The 24,819-nt window shown below is 44.7% G+C and carries 16 protein-coding genes; 8 read left to right on the top strand and 8 right to left on the bottom strand.

The genetic code is table 11. The features are described from left to right. Nucleotides 1-2 precede the first annotated feature (2 nt). The 7 genes from BSHG_RS15645 to BSHG_RS15675 all read left to right on the top strand — a co-directional run bounded on the left by BSHG_RS15645 (nt 3) and on the right by BSHG_RS15675 (nt 11,186). Complete coding sequence (locus tag BSHG_RS15645) at nt 3-1,850, top strand: RagB/SusD family nutrient uptake outer membrane protein (RefSeq protein ID WP_008658124.1); 1,848 nt, start codon at nt 3-5, stop codon at nt 1,848-1,850. Nucleotides 1,851-2,201: 351 nt separating this feature from the next. Next, nucleotides 2,202-4,109, top strand: coding sequence for a heparinase II/III-family protein (locus BSHG_RS15650; protein WP_008658123.1), 1,908 nt, complete (start codon nt 2,202-2,204; stop codon nt 4,107-4,109). Between the two features lie 3 nt (nt 4,110-4,112). Continuing rightward, the gene (locus tag BSHG_RS15655; protein ID WP_008658122.1) at nt 4,113-5,324 is read left to right on the top strand and encodes a glycoside hydrolase family 88 protein; all 1,212 of its coding nucleotides are present in this window, start codon (nt 4,113-4,115) and stop codon (nt 5,322-5,324) included. 20 nt (nt 5,325-5,344) lie between these two features. Beyond that, nucleotides 5,345-6,256, top strand: a complete 912-nt coding sequence (locus tag BSHG_RS15660) for an alkaline phosphatase (protein WP_005784150.1) — start codon at nt 5,345-5,347, stop codon at nt 6,254-6,256. A gap of 30 nt (nt 6,257-6,286) precedes the next feature. Next, complete coding sequence (locus BSHG_RS15665; RefSeq protein WP_008658121.1) at nt 6,287-7,822, top strand: beta-N-acetylhexosaminidase; 1,536 nt, start codon at nt 6,287-6,289, stop codon at nt 7,820-7,822. Between the two features lie 56 nt (nt 7,823-7,878). Further along, nucleotides 7,879-9,966, top strand: coding sequence for a glycoside hydrolase family 2 protein (locus tag BSHG_RS15670; RefSeq protein WP_008658120.1), 2,088 nt, complete (start codon nt 7,879-7,881; stop codon nt 9,964-9,966). Next, on the top strand, nt 9,966-11,186 hold the full coding sequence (locus BSHG_RS15675) for a DUF2264 domain-containing protein (protein ID WP_008658119.1): 1,221 nt from the start codon (nt 9,966-9,968) through the stop codon (nt 11,184-11,186). The genes BSHG_RS15670 and BSHG_RS15675 overlap by 1 nt, the downstream gene beginning before the upstream one ends. 280 nt (nt 11,187-11,466) lie before the next feature. On the opposite strand, the gene BSHG_RS15680 is transcribed toward BSHG_RS15675, so the two are convergent. The 7 genes from BSHG_RS15680 to BSHG_RS15710 form a co-directional block, all read right to left on the bottom strand. After that, nucleotides 11,467-14,043 (bottom strand): outer membrane beta-barrel family protein, encoded by a 2,577-nt coding sequence (locus BSHG_RS15680; RefSeq protein ID WP_005784143.1) that lies wholly within the window; start codon nt 14,041-14,043, stop codon nt 11,467-11,469. Nucleotides 14,044-14,213: 170 nt separating this feature from the next. Then, nucleotides 14,214-15,509 (bottom strand): MgtC/SapB family protein, encoded by a 1,296-nt coding sequence (locus BSHG_RS15685; RefSeq protein WP_008658115.1) that lies wholly within the window; start codon nt 15,507-15,509, stop codon nt 14,214-14,216. Nucleotides 15,510-15,565: 56 nt separating this feature from the next. Then, entirely contained in the window at nt 15,566-16,036 is a 471-nt protein-coding gene (locus tag BSHG_RS15690) for a CYTH domain-containing protein (protein ID WP_005796658.1), read from the bottom strand. 7 nt (nt 16,037-16,043) lie between these two features. Then, nucleotides 16,044-17,363 carry an OprO/OprP family phosphate-selective porin gene (locus tag BSHG_RS15695; protein ID WP_008658112.1) on the bottom strand — a complete coding sequence of 440 codons (1,320 nt, stop codon included), beginning with the start codon at nt 17,361-17,363 and terminating at the stop codon, nt 16,044-16,046. A gap of 116 nt (nt 17,364-17,479) precedes the next feature. Continuing rightward, nucleotides 17,480-17,614: a hypothetical protein gene (locus BSHG_RS23625; RefSeq protein WP_005784133.1), complete on the bottom strand. Its 135-nt coding sequence runs from the start codon at nt 17,612-17,614 to the stop codon at nt 17,480-17,482. A 152-nt stretch (nt 17,615-17,766) separates the two neighbouring features. Further along, a protein-coding gene (gene prfB, locus BSHG_RS15705) for a peptide chain release factor 2 (RefSeq protein WP_108912216.1) occupies nt 17,767-18,883 on the bottom strand; the annotation gives its coding sequence in 2 pieces (ribosomal slippage) (nt 17,767-18,819 and nt 18,821-18,883; 1,116 coding nt in all). A 60-nt stretch (nt 18,884-18,943) separates the two neighbouring features. Further along, complete coding sequence (locus tag BSHG_RS15710) at nt 18,944-20,749, bottom strand: AMP-dependent synthetase/ligase (RefSeq protein ID WP_005784128.1); 1,806 nt, start codon at nt 20,747-20,749, stop codon at nt 18,944-18,946. Nucleotides 20,750-20,937: 188 nt separating this feature from the next. Here BSHG_RS15710 and BSHG_RS15715 point away from each other — a divergent pair, with 188 nt between their 5' ends. Continuing rightward, nucleotides 20,938-21,999 carry a M20 family metallo-hydrolase gene (locus BSHG_RS15715; RefSeq protein ID WP_008658106.1) on the top strand — a complete coding sequence of 354 codons (1,062 nt, stop codon included), beginning with the start codon at nt 20,938-20,940 and terminating at the stop codon, nt 21,997-21,999. Nucleotides 22,000-22,178: 179 nt separating this feature from the next. On the opposite strand, the gene BSHG_RS15720 is transcribed toward BSHG_RS15715, so the two are convergent. After that, entirely contained in the window at nt 22,179-24,818 is a 2,640-nt protein-coding gene (locus BSHG_RS15720; protein WP_008658104.1) for a glycoside hydrolase family 78 protein, read from the bottom strand. Nucleotide 24,819 lies beyond the last annotated feature (1 nt).

Below are 24,819 nucleotides of genomic sequence, written 5' to 3'. Positions count from 1 at the left end.
TTATGAAACTATTAAATAAATTATTCATATTAACAGCCACAGCAATTGCTATAAGCAGTTGCCAAGGAGATTTACTGGACACAAAGCCATATGATAAAGCATCATCGGGCAGTATGTGGAGCAACGAAAACTTTTGTACTATGGGAGTAGCATCTATCTACGCTACCCTGCGCGAAGGTTATGTAGCAAAAGAGGCTTATCTAATGGAGGCATTCAGCGTGGGAGCAACCTGCCGTGACAACGATTATCCGCTACTGGCCGGTACAGCTTCCATCGGTTCCGGAATATTCTCAGACTATTGGAAACAACATTATGCAGGTATCTACCGTGCCAATGATGCCATTGTACATCTACCCGACGCACCGATAAGTGAAAGCGTAAAAGGTAAATTATTATCCGAAGCAAAAGTATTGCGTGCATTTTATTATTACAAACTGAATGCAGTTTTCAGGGGTGTTCCTTATTATAATACGCCTATGGAACTTGATCAGGCAGACAAACCACGTGAAAGCGAAGAGAATATATGGAATTTCTGCATACAAGATTTAACCGACGCAATAAATGATCCGAATTTTCCCGACCGTATCGCTGCCGGTAAAGCAGAATGGGGTCATGTCACCAAATCAGTGGCTTATGCATTACGTGGAAAAATCTATCTATGGACCAAAGAATGGAGCAAAGCGGAAGCAGATTTCCGTAAAGTAGGTGAATTGGGACATTCATTATTTCAGGATGGTTACAAGCAACTCTTCAAAGAAGCTAATGAACAGAGTGATGAAGCTATCTTCTCTTTGCAGTGTATCGATAATAATGGTAGCACTTACGGAAATTCCATGAGTTTCCGTTATGGTGGTCGTACTACATTTGGTTCTTGCTGGAACACTATGTTAGCCAGTGTGGATTTTGTAGAAACCTACGAAAATATAGACGGCAGTAAATTTAACTGGGATGAATACATTCCAGGATTCTCAAGCTTAGATATTAAAGACCGTGAAGTATTCTTCTTGCGTAATACCGATCCGGCAACAGTAAAAGCACAGTATCGCGAAATCGGCTTTGACGGCACGGAAGAGGCATTAGACGACATGGTAAAAAAAATAAAAGCCAAAGTAGACGGACGTCTGGAGAAGTTGAGTGACAAGGCAAAAGCATTATATCTCCCGGCAGGAAACGAGGCTCGTATCAAAGCTGCTTATGACAGCCGTGATCCTCGTTTATCCCAAACTGTCATCACTCCATATGCTACATATGACGGTTCGGGAAACAGTGTAGACCACACCTTCACTTCACGCTGGCCCTACTATGGTGCTGACACCGATTATCCTTATGACTTACGTACTGACACTCAGAGCCATTTATACTATTTGTTCCGCAAATTTGTTGCTGAAGGTTCAAGTGAGATGACCAATCGTGAACAATCTCCGATTGACCTGCCAATTATCCGCTACGCAACTGTCGTCATAGGATTGGCAGAAGCATTGAATGAGCAGGGTAAAACCGATGAGGCCATCGAATGGCTGAATAAAGTACGCCAACGTGCCGGTGTTGCACTGTTGAACAGCAATACTGCCACTATGGTTCAGGGACAGGAAGATATGCGCGTTCGTATCCAGAATGAATTCCGCTGGGAAACAGCAGGTGAAGGAGTTGACTTTTACGAAGAACTCCGTTGGAAAACATGGAAAGAAAGTAAATTTAATAATGCTGATGGTACAGCCGGGATGAAAGATGTATGGGGGACTATCACCTATCCTTACACATGGGGAGGAGACCAATATTATGTATGGCCAATCCCAAAACATGAAACTGATATGAACAAATCCCTGACCCAGAATTCGGGCTGGAATTAAACAAATACGTTTAAGCTACTGATTCTTATAAACCAAAGGGCTGTGTCAAAAACTCTTTTCACCACAGATTACACGGATTATCACAGATTATCAACATGGATAATCAATGACTTAGAACTCATTTTGTGTTACTCAGTGTCCTCTGTGGTGAGTTTCGACACACGCCCTCTATTCCATCTGAAAAGAAAGTTCTAAACAGACTCTTTTATCATTTTTTCCTCTTTTGAAGGTTGATTCCCTCAAATATCCAACTAAAATAGAAAAATTATATAGCATTAAGAACCATTTAGTAAGATAAAATAGCAATAAATTGTGTTACTTTGCCTACGTTAAAATCTTAATTTTATTACGATGAAGAAATTATTAATATTCACTCTCTTGCTATGCTGTACTGTAAAAGCTCTCAGCTATACAGAACGGAACTATCTTCAAAAACAGGCCAACGTAAGCAGTTTGCAGGAAGTGCTTATATTAAATCAACAATGGGTCACTTATCCTGCTTATACCGACCGAACCGGATGGGACACTTTTTTAGGCTCTTTCAAGAATGAATGTATCCTTCGCGGAGAGAAGCAGTTGAATTATCAATGGCAGGTTGTGAAAGCTACTGATTATATGGAATTTGAACGCAGCGGCAACCGTAGCATTATGGAAACTCCTTTCGCCAATAATAACAATGCCATAGCCGACCTGCTACTCGCTGAACTCGCAGAAGGGAAAGGACGATTTATCGATCAGCTGATCAACGGTGTATATCATTCCTGCGAGATGACTTCCTGGGCATTGGCCGCCCATTTGAATGCACAACAGTCTCACCGCTCATTACCCGATTTTAAAGAAAACATCATAGACCTGACAGCAGGTGACTTAGGCTCTTTACTCGCATGGACCTATTATTACATGCACAAAGAGTTTGACAAGCTCAATCCTGCTATATCCGAACGTTTACGGCATACGCTCCAACAGCGTATATTGGATCCTTACATGAATAACGATCACTTCTGGTGGATGGCAGTGAACTATAGACCGGGAATGTTGGTCAACAACTGGAATCCTTGGTGTAACAGCAACGCCTTAATGTGTTTTATGCTGCTTGAAAATGATAAAGAAATGTTAGCGAAGGCAATATACCGCAGTATGGTTTCGGTAGATAAATTCATCAACTATACCCATACCGACGGTGCATGTGAGGAAGGCCCCTCCTATTGGGGACATGCCGCCGGAAAAATGTTTGATTATCTGGAATTACTGTCAGCCGTTACCGGGGGAACTGTCTCCATCTTCGATAATCCCATGATAAAGAATATGGGCGAATATATATCACGTTCATACGTGGGCAAAGGATGGGTGGTTAATTTCGCTGATGCTTCGGCGAAAGGCAGTGGAGACGCTCCCTTGATATTCCGGTATGGCAAGGCTGTAAACAGTAACGAAATGAAAGGATTCGCTGCTATGATTAACACCAATAAACTCCCTTCCGGACGCGATATATACCGTACGCTTGCTGCTATAAAGATTGCGAACGAACTAAAAGAAACTCAAGCGGCACATCTGACTCCCCCATTCTCCTGGTATCCGGAAACCGAATTCTGCTATATAACTGACAATAAAGGAAACTTTCTGGCCGCTAAAGGAGGATATAACGACGAGAGCCATAATCATAATGACGCAGGTACCTTCTCTTTCTGGATAGACCAAACTCCTTTTCTTATTGATGCCGGAGTAGGGACCTATACACGCCAGACATTCAGCAAGGATCGCTACACCATTTGGACTATGCAGAGCAACTATCACAATCTCCCCCTGATTAATGGCGTCCCTCAGAAATACGGAGCAACATATAAAGCAACACAAGTACAAGCTGACAAGAGGAAAAACACATTCACAGCCAATATAGCGACAGCCTATCCGGCCGAAGCAGAAGTGGAATCATGGATACGTTCCTATTCACTTCAGAAAGGACAATTACGGATTTCAGATTCTTTCCGTCTGACAACAGCCAAACAGCCTAATCAAATCAATTTCATGACATGGGGGCAGGTGAATACGGAAATACCGGGAAAAATTCAATTGGAAGTAAAAGGAAAGAAAGCCGTCATAGAATATGATAAACAACTGTTCGATGTGAAAACAGAAATAATCCCATTAACAGATACCCGGCTATCCAATGTATGGGGTAAATCGATTTGTCGCATTACACTCACAGCAACAAACATCTATAAAACAGGAAATTATTCTTTTACCATAAAAAAACAATAAAACATGAACTTAAAACCCTTATTGGGAGCAGCCTGCGCAATGATATGTGTGGCTTGCTCAAACCACAAACCCACAGTACCGTCTTTTATAACAGAAAATGTAGAATTTGCCAAAGTACAACTCGGTTTGGCCATCGACACCATCGAGGCCAGCGGAAAATGTCTCAATCCTGTAACTCTCAATAGAGATGGATCTGTATATTACTGCGGATATGCCGATTGGCGCAGTGGATTTTTTCCCGGTAGCATCTGGTATCTGTACGAACTGACAGGTGACACCAGCTATCTTCCACTGGCCAGAAAATATACTGAAGCCATTCGCCCGGCCGAGCACCTGACTTGGCATCACGATATAGGATTCATCATTAATTGCAGTTTTGGTAACGGCCTGAGGCTCGCTCCCGATACAGCTGCATATAAAGACGTAATGGTACAGGCAGCCAAATCACTTTGTACGCGTTTCCGCCCCAATGCCGGAGTCATTCAAAGCTGGGATGTAAAGGGTAATAGCTGGCAAAGTGAAAGAGGCTGGGAATGTCCGGTTATCATTGACAACATGATGAACCTGGAACTTCTGTTCGAAGCAACCAAACTGTCCGGTGATTCCACTTTCCATAAAGTAGCCGTAGCACATGCCGACCGTACTCTTTCCGAGCATTTCCGTCCTGATGGAAGTTGCTATCACGTAGTGGACTACAATATTTCGGACGGCTCCGTACGCCATAAACAAACAGCACAAGGATATGCTGATGAATCGGTTTGGTCACGTGGACAGGCATGGGCCATCTACGGCTTCACTATTTGCTATCGTGAAACGAAAGACCGCAAATATCTGGATCAGGCACTGAAAACATTCAATAGGATGAAAAATGATCCGCACATGCCCGAAGATCTGATACCTTACTGGGACATGGACGCACCCAATATACCCGATGAACCCCGGGACGTCTCTTCCGCATCCTGCATCGCTTCTGCCCTGTACGAAATCAGCACATATGACGTCCCCGATGCCGCTTCCTACAGGGAATATGCAGACCGCATCATGCATAGTCTCGCCTCACCTGACTATCGGGCCGCATTGGGCACTAACGGCTATTTTATCCTGATGCATAGCGTAGGCAGTATTCCGCACAATAGTGAAATTGACGTACCTCTGAACTATGCAGACTACTACTTTCTGGAAGCCCTGAAGCGTAGAAAAGATTTAGATAAATAATTTTATAATAAAGAAGTATCATGAAAACACAACTGTTTAAATTTGCCTGTTTAATTATCTGCTTATTAACGATAGCTCCCAATTGCCATGCCGGCAGCAAGTGGAAAGCTAAACATGTAGTCTTAATTGGACTGGACGGCTGGGGTGCCTACAGTGTAGAGAAAGCTAATATTCCCCATATCAAACAATTAATGAATGATGGTTCTTACACACTGACCAAACGCTCTGTACTCCCTTCGTCCAGTGCAGTAAACTGGGCATCTATGTTCATGGGAGCAGGCCCGGAGCTACACGGATACACGACTTGGAATTCAAGCACCCCGGATCTTCCTTCGAAAGAATTAAGTAAAGATGGCATTTTTCCAACTATATTCCAATTGCTCCGCGAAGCTGATCCGAAAGCTGAAATTGGCACTTTCTACGAATGGGTCGGCATCAAATATCTGGTGGATACGCTGGCAGTAAACAAATATAACCAAGGGATTAACTATGAAAAATATCCTACGGAACTATGTGAAAAAGCCGTGAAGTACATTAAAGAGAAAAAGCCGACTTTAACACTTATTGCCTGGGATAATCCGGATCATGTGGGACATAAGGAAGGTCATGATACACCAGCCTATTATCACAAACTCGAAGAAATAGACGGATACATCGGCAAAGTAATGAATGCGGTGAAAGAAGCCGGAATACTGGATGAAACGATTTTTATAATAACATCCGACCATGGCGGAATCAATAAAGGGCATGGAGGAAAGACAATGCAGGAGATGGAGACTCCGTTCATCATCTCGGGGAAAAATATCAAGAAAGGGCATGAAATTCAGGCCAGCATGATGCAGTTTGACGTAGCTGCTACCGTAGCTGCCATTTTCAAACTCAAGCAGCCACAAGTATGGATCGGAAGGCCCATAATGGAAGTATTTAAGTAAGAAAGAATGCTAACAAGTTAAAGACATAGGATGAAACGAACCAACAGAACATTATTCATTCATAATACAGCAAGAGGGAGAATAAAATTTCTTCTTCTTGCTCTATTTGCTTTTCAAGGCTTACAAGCACAAAAGCTATTCCCCGCTCCTTCTGCGATAGAGACACATAAAGGTACATTCTCTTATGACGAAGTTTCGGCTAAGTGTGTACGAACTACTATCTCTAAGTCTCTACCTGCTATCGGCATAGAATACTCGGATGAAGCATATCAACTGGAAATTACACCGGATTCTATCTTCATTGATGCCACTTCTGCGAAAGGAGCATTTTATGCCCGCCAAGCCATTAAACAACTGGCACGGCACGAACGGGGCAAAATCCGCTGTTGCCGGATTTACAGTTCGCCACGCTACGCATGGCGCGGATTTATGCTCGATGAAAGCCGCCACTTCTTCGGTAAAGAGAAAGTTAAACAATACCTCGACTTAATGGCTTTACTCCATCTCAATGTATTCCACTGGCATCTGACAGACGAACCGGGATGGCGAATTGAAATCAAAAAATACCCTAAGCTGACGAAAATAGGGGCCGTTGGCAATTGGCATGATGCCCAAGCAACTCCGCAGTTCTATACACAGGACGATATACGAGAGATTGTGGCTTATGCGGCCGAACGCCAGATTATGGTGGTTCCTGAGTTCGATATGCCCGGACATGCCACAGCGGTCTGCCGCGCTTATCCCGAAGTATCGGGCGGAGGAGAAGGACGCTGGAAGCATTTCACATTCCATCCTTGCAAAGAAGAAACTTATCGTTTTATCAGCGATGTACTCGATGAAATAGTAGCCCTCTTCCCGGCTCCCTATATCCATATTGGAGGTGATGAAGTGCACTACGGCAATCAGAACTGGTTCACAGATCCTGAAATCCAGAACTTCATAAAGGAAAAAGGGCTGATCAATGAAACCGGACTGGAGCATTACTTCATCCGCCGTGCTGCCGATCTGGTAGCGGCCAAAGGTAAAAAAATGATTGGTTGGGACGAAATAGTGGACGCCGGTATCTCCCCCTCCAAAGCGTTGGTTATGTGGTGGCGCCACGACCGTAAGTACCAGTTGCTGAAAGCGCTTGAGCAAGGCTATCAGGTAGTCCTGACTCCACGTCGCCCGCTGTATGGCGATTTCGTACAGGATGCCTCACATAAAGTGGGACGCTATTGGGATGGATTCAATCCGTTGCAAGACATATATGCCTTCCCCGAACCGATCAGTCATCTTTTTAAAGGATACGAAGATCAGATACTGGGTATGCAGTTCACACTTTGGACCGAACGGATTGCAGACGGAAAACGGTTGGACTTCATGACCTTCCCACGCCTGATAGCACTGGCAGAATCTGCGTGGACATCGTCCAAAGAGAAAGACTGGAGTCGTTTCTGCATGCGGTTACCGTCTTTCCTGGAATATCTGAAGGAGCAAGGCATCTATTATTTCGATGTGATTCACCCACAAGAAACTCCCGAACCGGGCGGACCGGAGAAAGCGGACGTATTACAAAACGGATAGAGAAATACCGATGATCCCAATAATAACATCATTAATCAATACATAATCAAGAACATATGAAACAGCAGAAATGTAACTATTTTCCCTCCTTGTGGTGGAGGGGTCGAGAAAAAGGTTTAAGTACTTTTCTTTTCCTACTTCTCTTTTCCATCTCGCTCCATGCCCAGCGTCAGGATATTCTACTCAACAATAACTGGAATTTCCGTTTTTCGCATCAGGTACAGGGAGACACCCGGCGGGTGGACTTGCCGCACACCTGGAATGCACAAGACGCACTTGCCAGCAAAATAGATTATAAACGAGGTATTGGCAACTACGAGAAAGCTTTGTACATCCGCCCCGAATGGAAAGGTAAACGTCTTTTTCTTCGTTTCGACGGAGTAAACAGTATAGCCGATGTATTTATTAATCGCAAGCATATAGGTGAGCACCGAGGCGGATACGGAGCCTTCATCTTCGAAATCACGGACTTGGTGAAATATGGAGAAAAGAACTCTGTCCTGGTACGCGCCAACAACGGTGAACAGTTAGACATCATGCCGCTGGTGGGTGACTTCAATTTTTATGGAGGAATCTATCGGGACGTACATCTGCTGATAACCGACGAGACTTGTATCTCACCTTTGGACTACGCTTCGCCGGGAGTTTATCTGGTACAGGAGGTCGTCAGCCCGCAGGAAGCGAAAGTATGCGCTAAAGTTAACCTATCCAACCGTGCAGCCGACGGAACTGCCGAACTTCAGGTCCTGGTAACGGATGGCACCAAGGTGATTTGCAAAGAGAGCCGCAACGTGTCATTGAAACAGGGGGCTGATATTCAGGAACAACTCCCTCTACTGATTCAGAAACCACGTCTCTGGAATGGTTGCGAAGATCCCTTTATGTATCAGGTCAGTATCAGTCTTCACAAAGACGGCAAACAAATCGACAGTGTAACGCAGCCATTAGGATTGCGCTATTATCATACCGATCCGGATAAAGGATTCTTTCTGAATGGCAAACACCTGCCGCTTCATGGAGTCTGTCGCCATCAGGACCGCGCAGAAGTAGGCAATGCACTCCGCCCGCAGCATCACGAAGAAGATGTGGCACTGATGCGCGAAATGGGAGTCAATGCCATCCGCCTGGCACACTACCCTCAAGCTACCTATATGTACGACCTGATGGATAAACACGGTATTGTAACCTGGGCCGAGATTCCGTTTGTAGGTCCCGGAGGATATGCAGATAAAGGTTTTGTAGACCAAGCTTCCTTCCGCGAAAATGGTAAACAACAATTGATCGAACTGATCCGGCAGCACTACAACCACCCTTCCATCTGCTTCTGGGGACTATTCAATGAGCTGAAAGAGGTGGGTGACAATCCCGTAGAATATGTAAAAGAACTGAATGTACTGGCAAAACAGGAAGACCCTACCCGCCCGACAACTTCGGCCAGTAACCAGGACGGCAATTTGAACTTCATTACCGAAAACATAGCCTGGAACCGTTACGACGGTTGGTATGGAAGTACTCCGAAAACACTGGCAACCTTTTTGGACCGTACACATAAAAAACACCCCGAACTACGCATCGGCATCAGTGAATATGGGGCAGGAGCCAGCATCTATCATCAGCAGGACTCACTCAAACAACCGTCGGCTTCAGGCTGGTGGCATCCCGAGAACTGGCAGACTTACTACCACATGGAGAATTGGAAAATCATTGCCGAACGTCCCTTCGTATGGGGTACTTTCGTTTGGAACATGTTCGATTTCGGGGCAGCTCATCGTACGGAAGGCGACCGTCCGGGTATCAACGATAAAGGACTTGTCACCTTCGACAGAAAAGTGAGAAAAGATGCTTTCTACTTCTACAAAGCTAACTGGAATAAACAGGAACCGATGATCTATCTGGCGGAAAAACGCTGTCGGCTCCGCTATCAGCCGGAACAGACCTTCATGGCTTTCACCACTGCCCCGGAAGCCGAACTATTTGTAAACGGTATCAGTTGTGGTAAACAAAAGGCGGACACCTACTCAACCGTTGTGTGGAAAAATGTCAAACTCACCTCGGGAGAGAATATCATTCGTGTGACTACTCCCGGCAAGAAACCACTTACAGACGAAGTGACAGTAGAATATAAAGAAGACAGACCGCTCTAATGAAACGGATCATCTTATCGATTGTATGGGGACTGCTGACCGGATGGGCGGCAGTCCCTTGCCTTTGGGCACAGTCACGCACAGGAACTGCCGATCGGGAGATCTGGGTAAAAACTCTTGTACGCCTGGCCGATCCCGTACTCAGTAACCTGGCCAATGAAACACTGAAAAAGGAAATGCCTTACGAATCGCTTGCTCCCAACCGGCAACGTTTTTCTTATCTGGAGGCAGTGGGACGAACCGTATGCGGCATTGCTCCATGGCTGGAACTAGGAGAAGACGATACTCCCGAAGGACAATTACGCAAAAAATACATCGAACTGACGGTGAAAGGGATCAGCAATGCAGTGAATCCGTCCTCACCCGATTACCTGATCTTCGGAGAACCTTCACAACCCTTGGTAGATGCCGCATTTCTGGCAGAAGGATTATTGCGTGCACCTAAACAATTATGGGGCAACCTCTCACCCACTGCCCGCAAGCAAGTGGTGACGGAGTTAAAACGAAGCCGTGTTATCAAGCCCAATGAAAGCAACTGGCTGCTGTTTGCCTCCATCGTGGAAGCAGCCCTGCAAGAATTCACCGGAGAATGTGATACAACGCGGCTCAATTATGGGGTACGCAAGTTCAGAGATCTTTGGTATAAAGGAGACGCCCAGTATGGAGACGGAGCAGAATTCCACCTCGATTATTACAATAGCTTCGTGATTCATCCTATGCTTACCGATGTATTAGTCGTCATGCAGAAGCACCGGATGCCGGAAAGTGAATTTCTGAATGTACAGCAAAAACGCTTGGGACGCTATGCCGAACAATTGGAGCGTTTCATTTCTCCGGAAGGAACATATCCGGTAATCGGACGTTCGATTGTCTATCGTACCGGAGTATTTCACGCATTGGGACAAGCAGCTTTACTGCATCTCCTTCCGCAACAAATTGTTCCCGCACAGGTACGCTGCGGCATGACGAAAGTTATAGAGAACCAATTCCGGTCTGCTGCCAATTTCGACACAAAGGGTTGGTTGAAGATAGGTTTCTCCGGTAATCAGGTTCAAATGTCGGAGTCCTACATTAATACAGGAAGTACTTACTTGTGCCTGACCGGTTTCTTGCCATTGGGACTACCCGCCGACGATCCTTTCTGGAGTGCCCCTCCTGCCGAATGGACCAATCTGAAAGCCTGGTCGGGGAAAGAGATGCCGGCAGATCATTCTTTATAAACCGGCATTTGCTCTTTACGCTTACGGCATTCTTTTTGTAAGACACCGGCATTTAAATAAAGAAAAGGGTATGTCAGGACTCAAACTTAAAGAAGGAGAAATTGGAATCAGAAACGTCCACCCTTATCAACAACGAAAATAGCCCTATCATTACTCTAAAATAGAGTTCGATAGGGCTATTTATGTTTTGGGTTGTAATCTGTAGCTGTTTCAAGTGGTCATTTTAGTTCCGACACACTTTCTTCTTTACGGACTGCTGTTCACGGTTGGACGCAAATTCCTAATTAGCGCCACCACCTTGACCGCCTTGTCCGCCGCCACCTTTCACGTCATCATTATTGATACTGCGAGCGGCTTTCTTCACACTGGCCTTCAACTCACCGATACGGTAGCTAAGGCTGATACCAAAGCTACGGCTCTGATAACGGCTGCTGCTCTTCGACAAGAAGTTTTCACCCATAGTGGTATTATTATACGAACGATACTTCTCGAAGATATTGCTTACATAGGCACTCACTGTAAAGCGGTCTTTGATGAAAGAGCGGTTCACACCCAGACTATAGTAATAATATCCCGATCCCTTACCTTGCAGGCTGATGTAAGGAGTACTTCCTCCGGCATTCAGACTGGCACGTATCTTCAATGGGAAGGTGTGCTGGATACCACCGTATAAAGAGGCATTCCATCCATAGTTATGTAATCCCTGAGCCGGACTCTTAATATCAACGTAGCTGCCATCACCGTTCAGATAGATACGGGTGTTGGGAGAAGCGTTCCAGTTACCGTAAAGGCTCAGACCTGTATTACGGTTCTTACCGATATTTTCGTAAGTGCTATACAATGCACCTTCGGGAGCATGATGTCCTCCGGGGAACTCTTCACCACCCTTACCAATCAAACGGCTGACCCGTTCGATACCGTTGTTTCCGAATGAGTGGCGCAGAGAGATATTGACATTAAACTTCATGCTGAACATACTATAGCTCAGGTTGAACGAGTGGCTCTTTTCACTTTCCAGATTCGAATTACCCTGGCTGATAAACATCGGGTTGCGGTCGTCAAAATAAGGATTCAAGTTCCAGATACCCGGACGCCAGATACGCATGTTGTATCCACCGCGCAAGTTCTGTGTCTTACCGATCTTGATGCCCATGGTTACAGAAGGAACAAAGTCGTTATAACTGGTACTGAAATCCGCTTCAGGTCCGATGGCTCCTGCCAGATACTTCACATCCTGTGACGTATATTCATAACGTACTCCCGGCTTGAATGAGAATGTTTTATAACGAAGTGTATATCCCAGATAAGCGGCAAGAATGTCATTCAGATGTTTATACTTGCTACTACGGTCGTTGTTGTATTCGTAGTTGTCACTGACGCCCTCGGCTTCGAACAGTTTGTTATCACTAAGGTTATTACGGATGATATATTTAGCTCCGGCTTCAATAGTATGCAATTTTCCGATTGGAGTAGTATAATCCACCTGGAATGTATGTTCGGTAGTATTGGTCTTGCCATCCGAATGAGAGTTATTCAGCAAGAATTTCTTAACGATATCCATTTCAAACGGATCTTTGATATCTTTATAGTCCGTATAATAGTCAGAGTTCTGCGGCTGTGTACTGATCTTGTACGAGAGAGTGATCATACGGTCCTTGTTCTTTTTAGAGGTACGCTGATAATCGACATTACCACGCATAGAATACCAGGAACCGTCTCCGTCGCTCAACGAGCGGTATTGATAAGCCAATCGGTCTCTCTGGGCATTCCACATTGTAGTCAACCCGTCGCTCTTATTATCATTGGCACCGCCGTACATACCGAATGACGCTGTCAGCAAACGTAATGTATCAATTTCGTAACTGGCCTCAAGATTGCCGTACTGGAAACTGCCGTTATAATCGGAAGAGCTTTTCGATTCCAGATACTTCTGATCTTCCGAATCATAATTTTCACGGTAACTGTCCGAATAGCTTTTAGGCGATGTATCGTAGTTATAATTATAATTTCCTGTAATAGTCAGTTTTCCGGATTTGATAGTAGCATATCCACCGGCACCGGCACCACGATTGCTACCACTGGCACGGAAAGTTGCAGTATAACCTTCGAATCCACCACCGACAGTTACAATATTCAGGATACCGCCCACACCTTCTGCATCATATTTAGCTCCCGGAGAAGTGATTACCTCAATATGTTTAATGGTATTGGCCGGCATACTCTTGAGCACGTCTTTCGGGTTATTGCTCATCATATTATTAGGCTTACCGTTTACATGGATTTTAAAACTGCTGCTGCCATTTACCTTAATGTTATCTTCGCCGTCCACTGTTACCAACGGTACTTTACGAAGCATTTCCATTACGGTATTGGTCTTCGAGTCAGGATCGTCTTCGATGTTATATTCAATTTTGTCTACATCCACCTTTACCAGTGGCTTCTGAGCAACGACTTCTATACCTTTCAGTTCGTTAGTAGCCTCGGCCATATTTAATTTTCCCAGATCGATCACCTTTTCACTCGCTTTGACAGTAAAGTCTTTCACGATCGTGACTTTACCTACAGACGATAAGGTAATAATATACTCTCCGGGAGCAACAGTCAGTTTCTCCTGGAATTTACCATTCAAATCGGTTACAGCCATTTTAAGAGCTTTTTGAGGAGCATTCTTTTTTGCGATCTTAATTGTAGCATAAGGTTCGCCTTCCTGAGTCAACGAATCAAGAAGCACGCCTTTCAATGTATAAGATGGAGCTGCCGTACGTTGTTGGGATTGCTGTGTTTTTTGCTGTTGGGCATACATCATGCCGGATGTCATGAACATCAACAGCAACAATAGTAGTAGTTTGTTTCTCATGTGAAGTTATGTTTTAGTTTATAGTCTATCTGACGTAAAATCATAGTATTTGTCACAGAATGGCAACGAAAATATCGACTTTATATTCGTTTACAAAACCCTCGGAGTTAAGAAAGGTGAAATAGAGTGATTTTTATTCTTTTTTATCAGAAGTCGTTCGATAACGCACATTAAATCAGATAAAAGAAAAAAAGTACGACAACATTTGCTGCGATTACACATCCGAATCCGCCCAATATCCACGAGCGCAATTTACTCTGCTTACCCGAGAAGAAAAGCGCATAACACATGTTGACCACAATGTTACTGATAATGGCCTGCATGGTACAAGCCATCACCACAGTAGCCGCTACACTTCCCGTGCCCTGCAATAAGTTCAGGATAAAAGGAGTAATATCACTAAAACCGGAAACGAACGACAGCAGGTTCAACCCTCCTGTCCCGGCATAAATCAAGGTATAGTGTGTCAGTACGGTAAATATAACAAATAACCCTGCAAAAATCAAAGCCACCTTGAACTCCAACGGATTACTACTGTCATCTTCTTCTTCCACAAGGTCAGCGTCGGGTGTCCGCTTCCGACGAGTGTGGATAAACCAGGCTACACCGGCTGCAACGGCAGCCATAATCAATAGATAAGGATAGATAGAAGTAAAAATAGTGGAGCTGAAAATAAGAATTAGAATCATGAAGCGCAAAAACATCATGCTGACAGCCAAAAGCATGGCGGCAACATATTCGGATGCTTCCTGCGAGTGTGTATTACGGCTTTTACGGGCGAGTACCGAGATTGTAGCCGTACTACTGTAGAGCCCGCCGATAATGCCGGACACCAATACCCCCGATTCACGAAAGACATACCGCTTCAGCAAATAGGAAAGATATGAGATACCCGAAACCACTACTGTGGCCAGCCAGATGGTATAAGGCGTCAGGTTGATGTCAGGGATAATATTTTCATTAGGCAACATCGGAAGGATGATACCACTGATAGCCAAGAACTTAGCCAACGTAATCATTTCATCGTTTTTCATTCGCTGCGCGATCTCCGTAAAAGTATGCTTCAGTTCGGTAAGCAATAAAACAGTAACAATCACCATGACGTAAAACCATGAAGGCTGTGTAGACACAATCGGAGCAATGCAGTAGGTGATCAGTGCGATGATAATAGTCGTCACCCCGAATACATGGAATTGGGACTGCTTCACATAATAGTTGAGCCCTAAAAGAATGCCGAGTATCAAACCACCTCCCATGAAAAGATGCATCTCTTCCGGATCGAGGATATACAAAAGATACCCCAGCATTCCGATAAACGTAAAGGTGCGGTCAGTACCGAAAAGAGTGGTTTCTCCTTCACGTTTCAGACTGATTTTACGTTGCGAAAGTCCTATTAAAAGTGAAAACAAGGTAACCAGGATAAAGGTCACCAGCTTTTCCGGCAAGTAGTTGTACAGTTGTTCCATATATCTTTATTCTTGAGCTCTTAACTAAAAAAACAAATATACGGATTATTTGTTAGCTACGACCAGGTAGTATACGGTTTTTTCATCAACTGCGAATTATAGTAACGAATGTCACCCGTAACCTCTTCTCCGATAAAGCTGGGTTTTACAAACACTTCGTCTTCCGAACCCAATTCCACCTCAGCCACAACAAGTCCCTCATTCTCTCCATAGAACTCATCTACCTCGAAGATATGTTTCCCGCTGCGCACCAGATAACGGGTCTTATCGATCACTCCCGGTTCGCAAAGCTTCATCAGTTCCTCAGCCTCCGCGAGAGACAGTTCCTTCTCCCACTCGTAACGGCTTATTCCCGAAGCATCCGAAGCTCCTTTAATAGTCAGATAGCCTTTTCCATCACGTATGCGTACGCGAACCGTTCTTCCACGGGCACTACTGATATATCCCTGAACGATGCGGCTCTGATCAAAAGCCTGTGACTTATAATCTCCACTAACGAGAAATTTACGTTCTATTTCCTGTGACATATATTATTTAAAAATTCAATTGGATACGAAGCCCCAGAATACCATAAGCATTCCCTCCTTTACCCAACGATTCATCAACTTCCTCGGGTTTATAGGCAATCTCTCCGTTCGATTTATACCCTACCGCTGCCTGTCCGAAGGCATTGGCATATTTATCATTATCTACATATGAATAATTGAGCTGAAATTTAAGATTCCGGGTAGCATAATAATTCACTCCGAATGTCCATCCGTTGGACGATCCCCCCATCACTTCTGTTCCGTTCAGGTCGATACGGTCAAAACGGGCTGCCAATTCTATATCCCCCCAACTGCGTCCGAACGATGGCTGCGAGAAGGCTCCACGCGATTTACTATATCGTTGCTGCCCACCGAACAAAAGATAAGCCGCCTGCACATAGAAGCCGTTGAACTTCTCTGTTGCCAACCCTTCCATACGCACCGTATTGTTCATGATATACTCTCCCTGAAAGCGAAAACCTCTGTAAAATCCGGCCAGTTCGGCACCGGCCAACCAATCGTGACTGACAGAAGCAATCGGCGATGTATCCAGAAACTTGATTTTGTTAATATAAGAAAGTGATCTTGTACTATATCTCACAGTATTCGGCATCAGCGAACCGACTGTTGTCTTCGGAGTACGATAAGATGCGGCTATTCCCAAATGAAAACCTTTTACCTTATCTGCCGAAACCGGTTGCCAGACAGCACGGGCTGTAACCGATATTCCTTCATCCTCCCCCGCTTTATTATTACTTTCGGAATAGTCTTTCTCTTTGTTACCTTCTATCTTTTTAAAATGTACACCCGCTACTCCCAGAAACTGGTCATGTTCCCAGGTTCCCTGTACACCGATATGATATTCCGGAGCAAATGCAGATACCACGTTCGCCTTTTCCATGAACCACAAATCGCCCGAGGAGGTCATTGCAGCCATGCCAAAACTCTCTTTAAAATTACCGACCCTAAAATAAAGCCCATTCGGGAAAGCATATTTAATGAAACAGTCCTTCAATGAAAAGCCACCGTCGGTAAGATCCATTTCTATCTTACCGGACAGACTTTTGCCAAAAGCAGCAGTAGCTCCCAAACGTACACGCCTGAATCCGACACCGTTGCCTATGGGCTGGTAGTCTTCTCCAAAGAACATAGCTCCGTCTGCCTGGATGCGCCCATTGAAAGTCAGTTTAAACTTATTGTCCTCCGAACTGAAGGTTAATGACTCTTTCTTCACCTCAGGAAGAAAAGATTTAGACTCCTGGGCAGAAACCATTCCCAGACAAGTAATTGAGAAGATAGAAAAAATAGTAATCAGTTGCTTGTTCATCCGTCTTTTTAGTGATTAGCGATTTATTAGCAGTGATTAGCAGCTAATAACCGGTGATCAGTACGATTCATCCACCCGGTACCAATCACTAATTGTCAGTCACTAATCACTCACTCTCAGCCCAAAAGAGAAAAACCGATAATCATAGCCAATGCCAGGATAACCAGCGAGACAAAAACTATCTTAACAACCTTTTTGGCTTGTTCTTCTTCTTTCTTGCTGTGTGTTACTTTTTTCTTATTCTTACTCATAATCGTTAGCTTTAAAGTTCAACGCTAACAAAGTAAGAACAAATCTTTTAACCTGCCAAAAATATAGAGAATAAAATGACGGACAAAGAAAGGAAATAAAAAAACATCCCCCGGAGCAGAAAAATCCGGAGGATGTTACAATTCTGTTATTTTTAAGCTTCTTCCGAAGAAAATTCCATCAGATAGGCTTTGATAAATCCTTCTATTTTTCCATCCATCACTCCGTTTACATCAGAGGTCTGGAAGTTAGTGCGATGGTCTTTTACACGACGGTCGTCAAAGACATAGCTTCGTATCTGTGACCCCCATTCGATTTTTTTCTTACCGGCTTCCACTTTAGCCTGTTCTGCCATGCGGTGCTGCAATTCTTTATCGTAAAGAATAGAACGCAACTGACGCATTGCATTTTCACGATTTTTGGGCTGGTCACGGGTTTCGGTATTCTCTATCAGGATTTCCTCTTCCTCACCGGTATAAGGATCCTTGTATTGATAGCGTAAACGAACGCCGGACTCTACCTTATTGACGTTCTGTCCACCGGCACCTCCCGAACGGAAAGTATCCCAAGAGATACAGGCCGGCAAAATATTTACCTCGATGCTGTCATCCACCAATGGAGTGACAAACACGGAAGCAAAAGAAGTCATACGCTTACCCTGCGCATTATAAGGGGAAACACGAACCAAACGATGTACACCGTTCTCACCTTTCAAATACCCGTAGGCATAGTCACCTTCAATCTGTATGGTACAAGTTTTAATACCCGCTTCATCACCTTCCTGCAAGTTGGCCATGGTTGCTTTATAACCATTGGTCTCGGCATAACGGAGATACATACGCATCAGCATCGATGCCCAATCCTGACTCTCCGTACCACCGGCACCGGAGTTAATCTTCAGTACGCAACTCATTTGGTCGGCCTCATCACGAAGCATGTTCTGCAATTCCAGATTCTCGACATGCTCTAATGCCTTTGCATAGGCCTCGTCTACTTCTTGTTCGGTAACCAGTTCGTCTTTATAAAAATCGAAAGCCAGTTCCAGTTCGTCTGTCAGTGTCTTGACATCATTGTATCCCTCAATCCACTTTTGCAGTCCCTTCACCAGTTTCATTTGTGCTTCGGCCTTCTTCTGGTCATCCCAGAAACCCGGAGCCTGCGTTCTTAATTGTTCTTCTTCGACCTGAATTTTCTTCCCGTCGATGTCAAAGATACCTCCTCAGCGCATCAGTGCGCTCTTTCACGTCTTTAAGTTGTTCAATAGTAATCATACTTCTTTTTTATGGTTTTCATTAATTATGGGGAGCAAAGATATACAAAATTTTGTGTTCTTACTCCTCATACATTTTATCAATTACCTCTTTATAGTTGCGTGCCACTACCGGACGTTTCAACTTCAGGGTATTAGTCAGTTCCCCTTTTTCCATGCTGAACGGTTCGGGAAGCAACGTAAATCGTTTAATCTGTTCGTAATGGGCAAACTGCTGCTGCAACGTATCGATACGTGCGCGGAACAAAGCAGTAATTTTAGGATGCTCCAACAATTCGGCCATATCTTTGTATTCGATGCCTTTCTCTTTGGCATACTGTTTCACAAAACCGTATACCGGTACAATCAGTGCAGATACAAACTTACGCTGATCGGCAATAATAGCTATCTGATCGATATAACGGTCGATAACCAATTTGGTTTCCAATGCCTGAGGAGCGATATATTTTCCGTTCGATGTTTTAAACAGGTCTTTGATACGCTCTGTCAGATACAACTGCCCATTTTTAAAATAGCCGGCATCACCGGTATGAAACCAACCTTCTTCATCGATGGCTGCAGCCGTCGCTTCCGCCTTTTTATAATACCCTTTCGTGATGGTCTTTCCACGAAGCAGAATCTCGTTATCTTCGCCGATCTTCACTTCTACCTCCGGCATCACCTGACCTACCGAACCAATATCATAACCCGTCTTCGAAGTACACGAAACAGTTGCCGTAGATTCTGTCAAACCATATCCGACCAGCATATCGATACCCACCGAATGTACAAACTCGCAAATTTCATCGGGAACAGCAGCACCGGCTGTCGGGAAGAAGTTACCGTTCTCTATTCCGATGGTCTTTTTCAGCAGAGCATAGATAGTCTTCTCATAAAACTTATATTTCAGCTGAATCATTCGGGGAGGCGTCTTACCCACCCGCAAATAATCCAAATTATGGATACGGCCTACTTTAATAGCATCCAGCATCAGCATTTTTTTTATTCCGGTGGTCTCGGCTATTTTTTCCTGAACGCCGGCGTACACCTTCTCCCAAAAACGAGGGACACTACACATCAATGTCGGACGGATTTCTTTAATGGTTGTCTGGATATCGGCCGGACGAAGATTGATGCAGACCTGTACGCCCTTATGCACACAGAGATAAGTCCATGCCTTCTCAAACACATGGGTCAGCGGCAGGAAGTTCATCGAAACATCCTTATCGGTCATATCTACCAGACGGATATCATGAATACGGAATGCTTCCAAATAGCAAGAATGATGCAACATGACTCCTTTAGGTTCGCCCGTAGTACCGGACGTATACAGGATGTTTGCCAAATCCTCGGCACTGGCACGTGCCGTACGTTCTTCCACTACTTCATTGTGTGGCAAATCTTTTCCTTTAGCCAAGAACTCGTCATAGTAAATAGAACTCATATCACGCGGATCTTTCACTACCGCCGGATCAAAAATGATCAATTGTACAAGTGAAGGGCAGAAGCCGAACACACTGAAAGCAGCATCATACTGGAACTGCTCGCCTACAAATAAGAAACGTATCTGGGCATCATTGATGATATATTGAGCCTGTGCCGGAGAACTGGTTGCATAAAGCGGAATAGTTACTGCACGGTTGGCAAAAGCGGCAAAATCCGTAAACAGACATTCCGGCTTATTTTGAGAGAAAATACCGATATTTTCTTCTTCCTGTACTCCCAATTCCACCATAGCATTGGCGGCTTGCCTTACAGTTTGCGAAAATTCATTCCAAGAGATAGGTATCCACTGCGCCTTCTCATAGTCACGGTATTTCAGGGCTGTCTTGTCGCCATACTTTTCAGCCTGACGATGGACCAAGACAGATAAATGATGATAAGTCATATCCTTTGTTGTTAGTTATTCGTCTGCAAAGGTATCGTTTAATTTGGAATTATCAGGTGTGAATACTGAATTATTTTGCTCAACAGAGTCAGGCACTTAGCCATATAGCGCCTGATAAATAGTTGTCTGACAAACTGAAAGATTCAAGTATTATTTGTACATTTGCATCCATTCAAAGCAAAAAAGAAATGATAGACGAATCCATTACATCCGAAGCTGTCGGCTTGCTGAAATCTCTTATCAGCATCCCTTCGCTCAGCCGCGAAGAAGAAAAAGCAGCCGACTATCTGCAAAATTATATCGAGGCCGAAGGCATGACCACGGGCCGTAAAGGAAACAATATCTGGTGCCTGAGCCCTATGTTCGACCTGAAAAAGCCGACAATCCTGCTCAACTCCCATATTGACACTGTAAAGCCGGTCAACGGTTGGCGGAAAGATCCGTTCACTCCACGCGAAGAGAATGGAAAACTTTATGGATTGGGCAGCAATGATGCCGGTGCCAGTGTAGTAACACTCTTACAGGTGTTTCTGCAACTATGCCGCAAACAACAAAGTTATAACCTTATTTATCTGGCTTCCTGCGAAGAAGAGATATCCGGAAAAGGCGGTATCGAAAGTGTATTACCGGGACTTCCCCCCATCAGTTTTGCCGTAGTAGGAGAACCCACCGAAATGCAACCTGCCATTGCCGAAAAAGGCCTGATGGTGCTCGATGTCACAGCTACCGGAAAAGCAGGACACGCCGCCCGCAATGAAGGTGACAATGCGATATATAAAGTACTGGACGATATTGCCTGGTTCCGCGACTACCGCTTTGCAAAAGAATCACCATTACTGGGACCTGTCAAAATGAGCGTTACGGTGATCAATGCCGGTACGCAGCACAATGTCATTCCCGACCGTTGCAGTTTTGTAGTAGATGTGCGTAGCAACGAACTGTACTCTAACGAAGAGTTGTTTACTGAAATACAAAAGCATATCTTTTGTAAAGCTGAAGCCCGTTCGTTCCGCCTCAACTCTTCACGTATCGAAGAAAGCCACCCGTTTGTACAGAAAGCAAAGAAACTGGGACGCGTGCCTTTCGGCTCTCCTACTCTCTCGGATCAAGCTTTAATGGCGTTCCCCTCAGTCAAGATAGGCCCCGGCCGTTCTTCACGTTCGCATACGTCCGATGAATATATCATGATTAAAGAAATAGAAGAGGCATTGGAATTGTATTTGAAGATACTGGACGGACTGGAAATCTGATTTTCCCCTCTCCCTGTCATTCGTATAGGATGAAGGTGTCATAACTCACCACAGATTACACAGATTTACACAAAACGATTTTAATCTACTGACAACCCATACTAATTATCTGTATAAATCAGTATAATCTGTGGTGAATACGAATTTTGACGCATCTTCATCCTATACAAACATATTTACTATTCGGGAATGACAAAAATGTGTTCGCCCCCCTTCACAGCTTTCGGCTTCTGCCCGGGCAAAACAACAGTACCCATAGCCGTTGAAGGCAGAACCAGATGTAACCGGATCTTCCCTTCTTCCCGTCTCCAATCAACCCGGATAGTGCCATACATCGATTCATGGCTGGCTTCTACAAAATCAAGATCGGACAGGAAACACGGCTGAATTAATATTTTCTTAAAAGCCGATGCATCCGGTGAAAGACGTATACCTGCCGGATACTTATACATCCAGGCACTGACAGCCCCCATTGAAGGATGATTCAGAGACGCATCTCCGATACGGCGGGTCACGTCCCAGGTTTCGTACAAAGAAGTCGCCCCGGTTTCTTTGATCCAATATCCCCATGAAGGTAATGTAGTTTTTGTCAACATCCTATAGGCCGTTTCCGCATAACCGGTCTCCGCCAATACATCAGGTACCATTACGCTGCCGATAAACCCGAAATCAAGACTATAGTCATTGGCTGCTATGATCTTATGCAGATTCTCGGCAAGACGTTCCCTATATGCTTCGGGAACAATATGAAGATAAAGCGGCAAGGCATATGAAAGTTGCGTTTTATTAGCATAAGACACAGTCTGAGGGTCAAAAAAATGATCGTTAATCCGTTTCTTAAGCTCTTCGGCTTTTGCCAGATACTTTTGTCTGTCTTCTACACGTCCGGTAAGTTCAGCCATCTGTGCCATCATCAGGTTGTCCCAATACACAAAACCGGTAGCCATAAAATCGACCGGTGTTTCAGCCTTATAGAACAACCAGTCACCCAATCCATGATTAATCAATCCCCGTTCATCTTCCGTCGTTTCGATATACTTCAGATAACGTTCGGCAGCCGGATACACCTGACGCATGGTTTCGATATCACCGGTATAACGATAAAGATAAGAGGGCACAATGAAGATGGCCGCATCCCAAAGCGGCCCCGCCCAGTTGGAATCCCACCTCCGGGAAGTCGGGGCAATACCGGCTACATTGCCATTCGCCTCCTGCGTATCGATCATATCTTTCACCCACTTGGCATATACATTCCGGCTGTCATAATTGAACATACCCGCCTCCTGCACCATAAAGCCATCCGCCATCCATCCATTCTTTTCACGAGTGGGGCAATCGGTCGGTATCCCGAACAGATTACTCAGATATGAGTTTCGGCAAATATTGAAAATAGTATTGAGTAACTGATCGGAACATTTGAAACTCCCCACTTCAGCCACGTCACTATGCATCCTGAGGGTTTGAAGTTTCACGTCCGCAACAGTAAGGGGACGATCGGAGGTCAGTTCTATATAGCGGAATCCGTGATACGTGAATGGTGGAATAAAAGTTTCCACCCCCTCTCCTTTCAGGATATATTCATCCGTCTGGATAATTTCACGTTTGTTGCGAGGACGTAAGTGCATGTCAATATTACGCTGGTCGATATTCCCATCTTTCTGAAGCATCTCGGAATGCCTTAAACGAATCCGGGTTCCGCGTTCTCCTTTTATCTCCAAACGGGGAACTCCGGCAGTGTTGATACCCATATCGAACACGTAGCAAGTATCACTGATACAGTTGACAGACACTACAGAAAGAGTATCTGCTGTAGTAATGGAAGGCATCTTCTGTGCTTCGATCAGTGGGGCAGGTGCCGCAGTCAATTTAGCATGTTGCCAAGAGACATCATCAAAAAGTTCCGTATCCCACCCTTTCTGTTCCAGACGGGCATCATAGAAAGAGCCTACATAAAGATTATCAAACAGGAGCGGTCCTGTAGATGTCTTCCATGAAGTATCGGTCGTTATGATATCCTTGCTGCCGTCCGTATAACAGAGATGTATCTCAGCAATCATTTGCGGGCGCTTTCGCCAGGGTGCCTCATGAAAGTACCACACGGCAGGAGTTTGCTCATTGAACCAGCCATTGCCCAACTGAACCCCTATACAGTTTTTACCATGTCGGAGCAGTCCGGAAATATCATACGTGAGATAAAGCACCCGCTTACTATAATCCGTAAACCCCGGATCGAGCGCATGATCATTGACAGCCTTCCCGTTAAAGGACAGCCTGTAATACCCCAAACCGCTTATATAGCAACGGGCAGAAGCAACCTCTTTGGAAACATCGAACACTTTACGAAACATCGGAGAGGGTTCGTAGTCTTTATCATACCCATCGGTAATCCAGGAAGCTTCCCAATCCGTTGCCGAAAATTTTCCGGTTTCAAACCACACAGGTTCCGAAACGACCTTCTTATTATTCAGCCACACTTCTACCCTCCACCAGTATCGGGTGTGAGGACGCAACGTGCTCCCGGCGTAAGAAACCAATTGCTCATCCGACTTCTGTTTGCCGGAATCCCAGATATCAGCCTCTCCTTGTCGCAACAGTTCCGGAGTAGAAGAGACCAAAATCCTATAGGCCGTTTGCCTACTGGGCACATCGGAAGTGTCCACTTTCCACATCAGACGCGGGCGCTGCACATCGAGTCCTAAAGGCGTTTCAATGTATTCACACTTCAACGAAGTGATTCTCTTCTTGGCAAAAAGATCTTGACGGTAAGAGAATAACAGGACGAGAAGCAGAATACCCGGTTTAAGATATCCTATTTTCATA

Source organism: Bacteroides sp. 3_2_5 (assembly GCF_000159855.2).
Taxonomy (GTDB): Bacteria; Bacteroidota; Bacteroidia; order Bacteroidales; family Bacteroidaceae; genus Bacteroides; species Bacteroides fragilis.
Note: the sequence above shows the minus strand (reverse complement) of the source record. Positions and strands in the feature narration are given on the sequence as shown.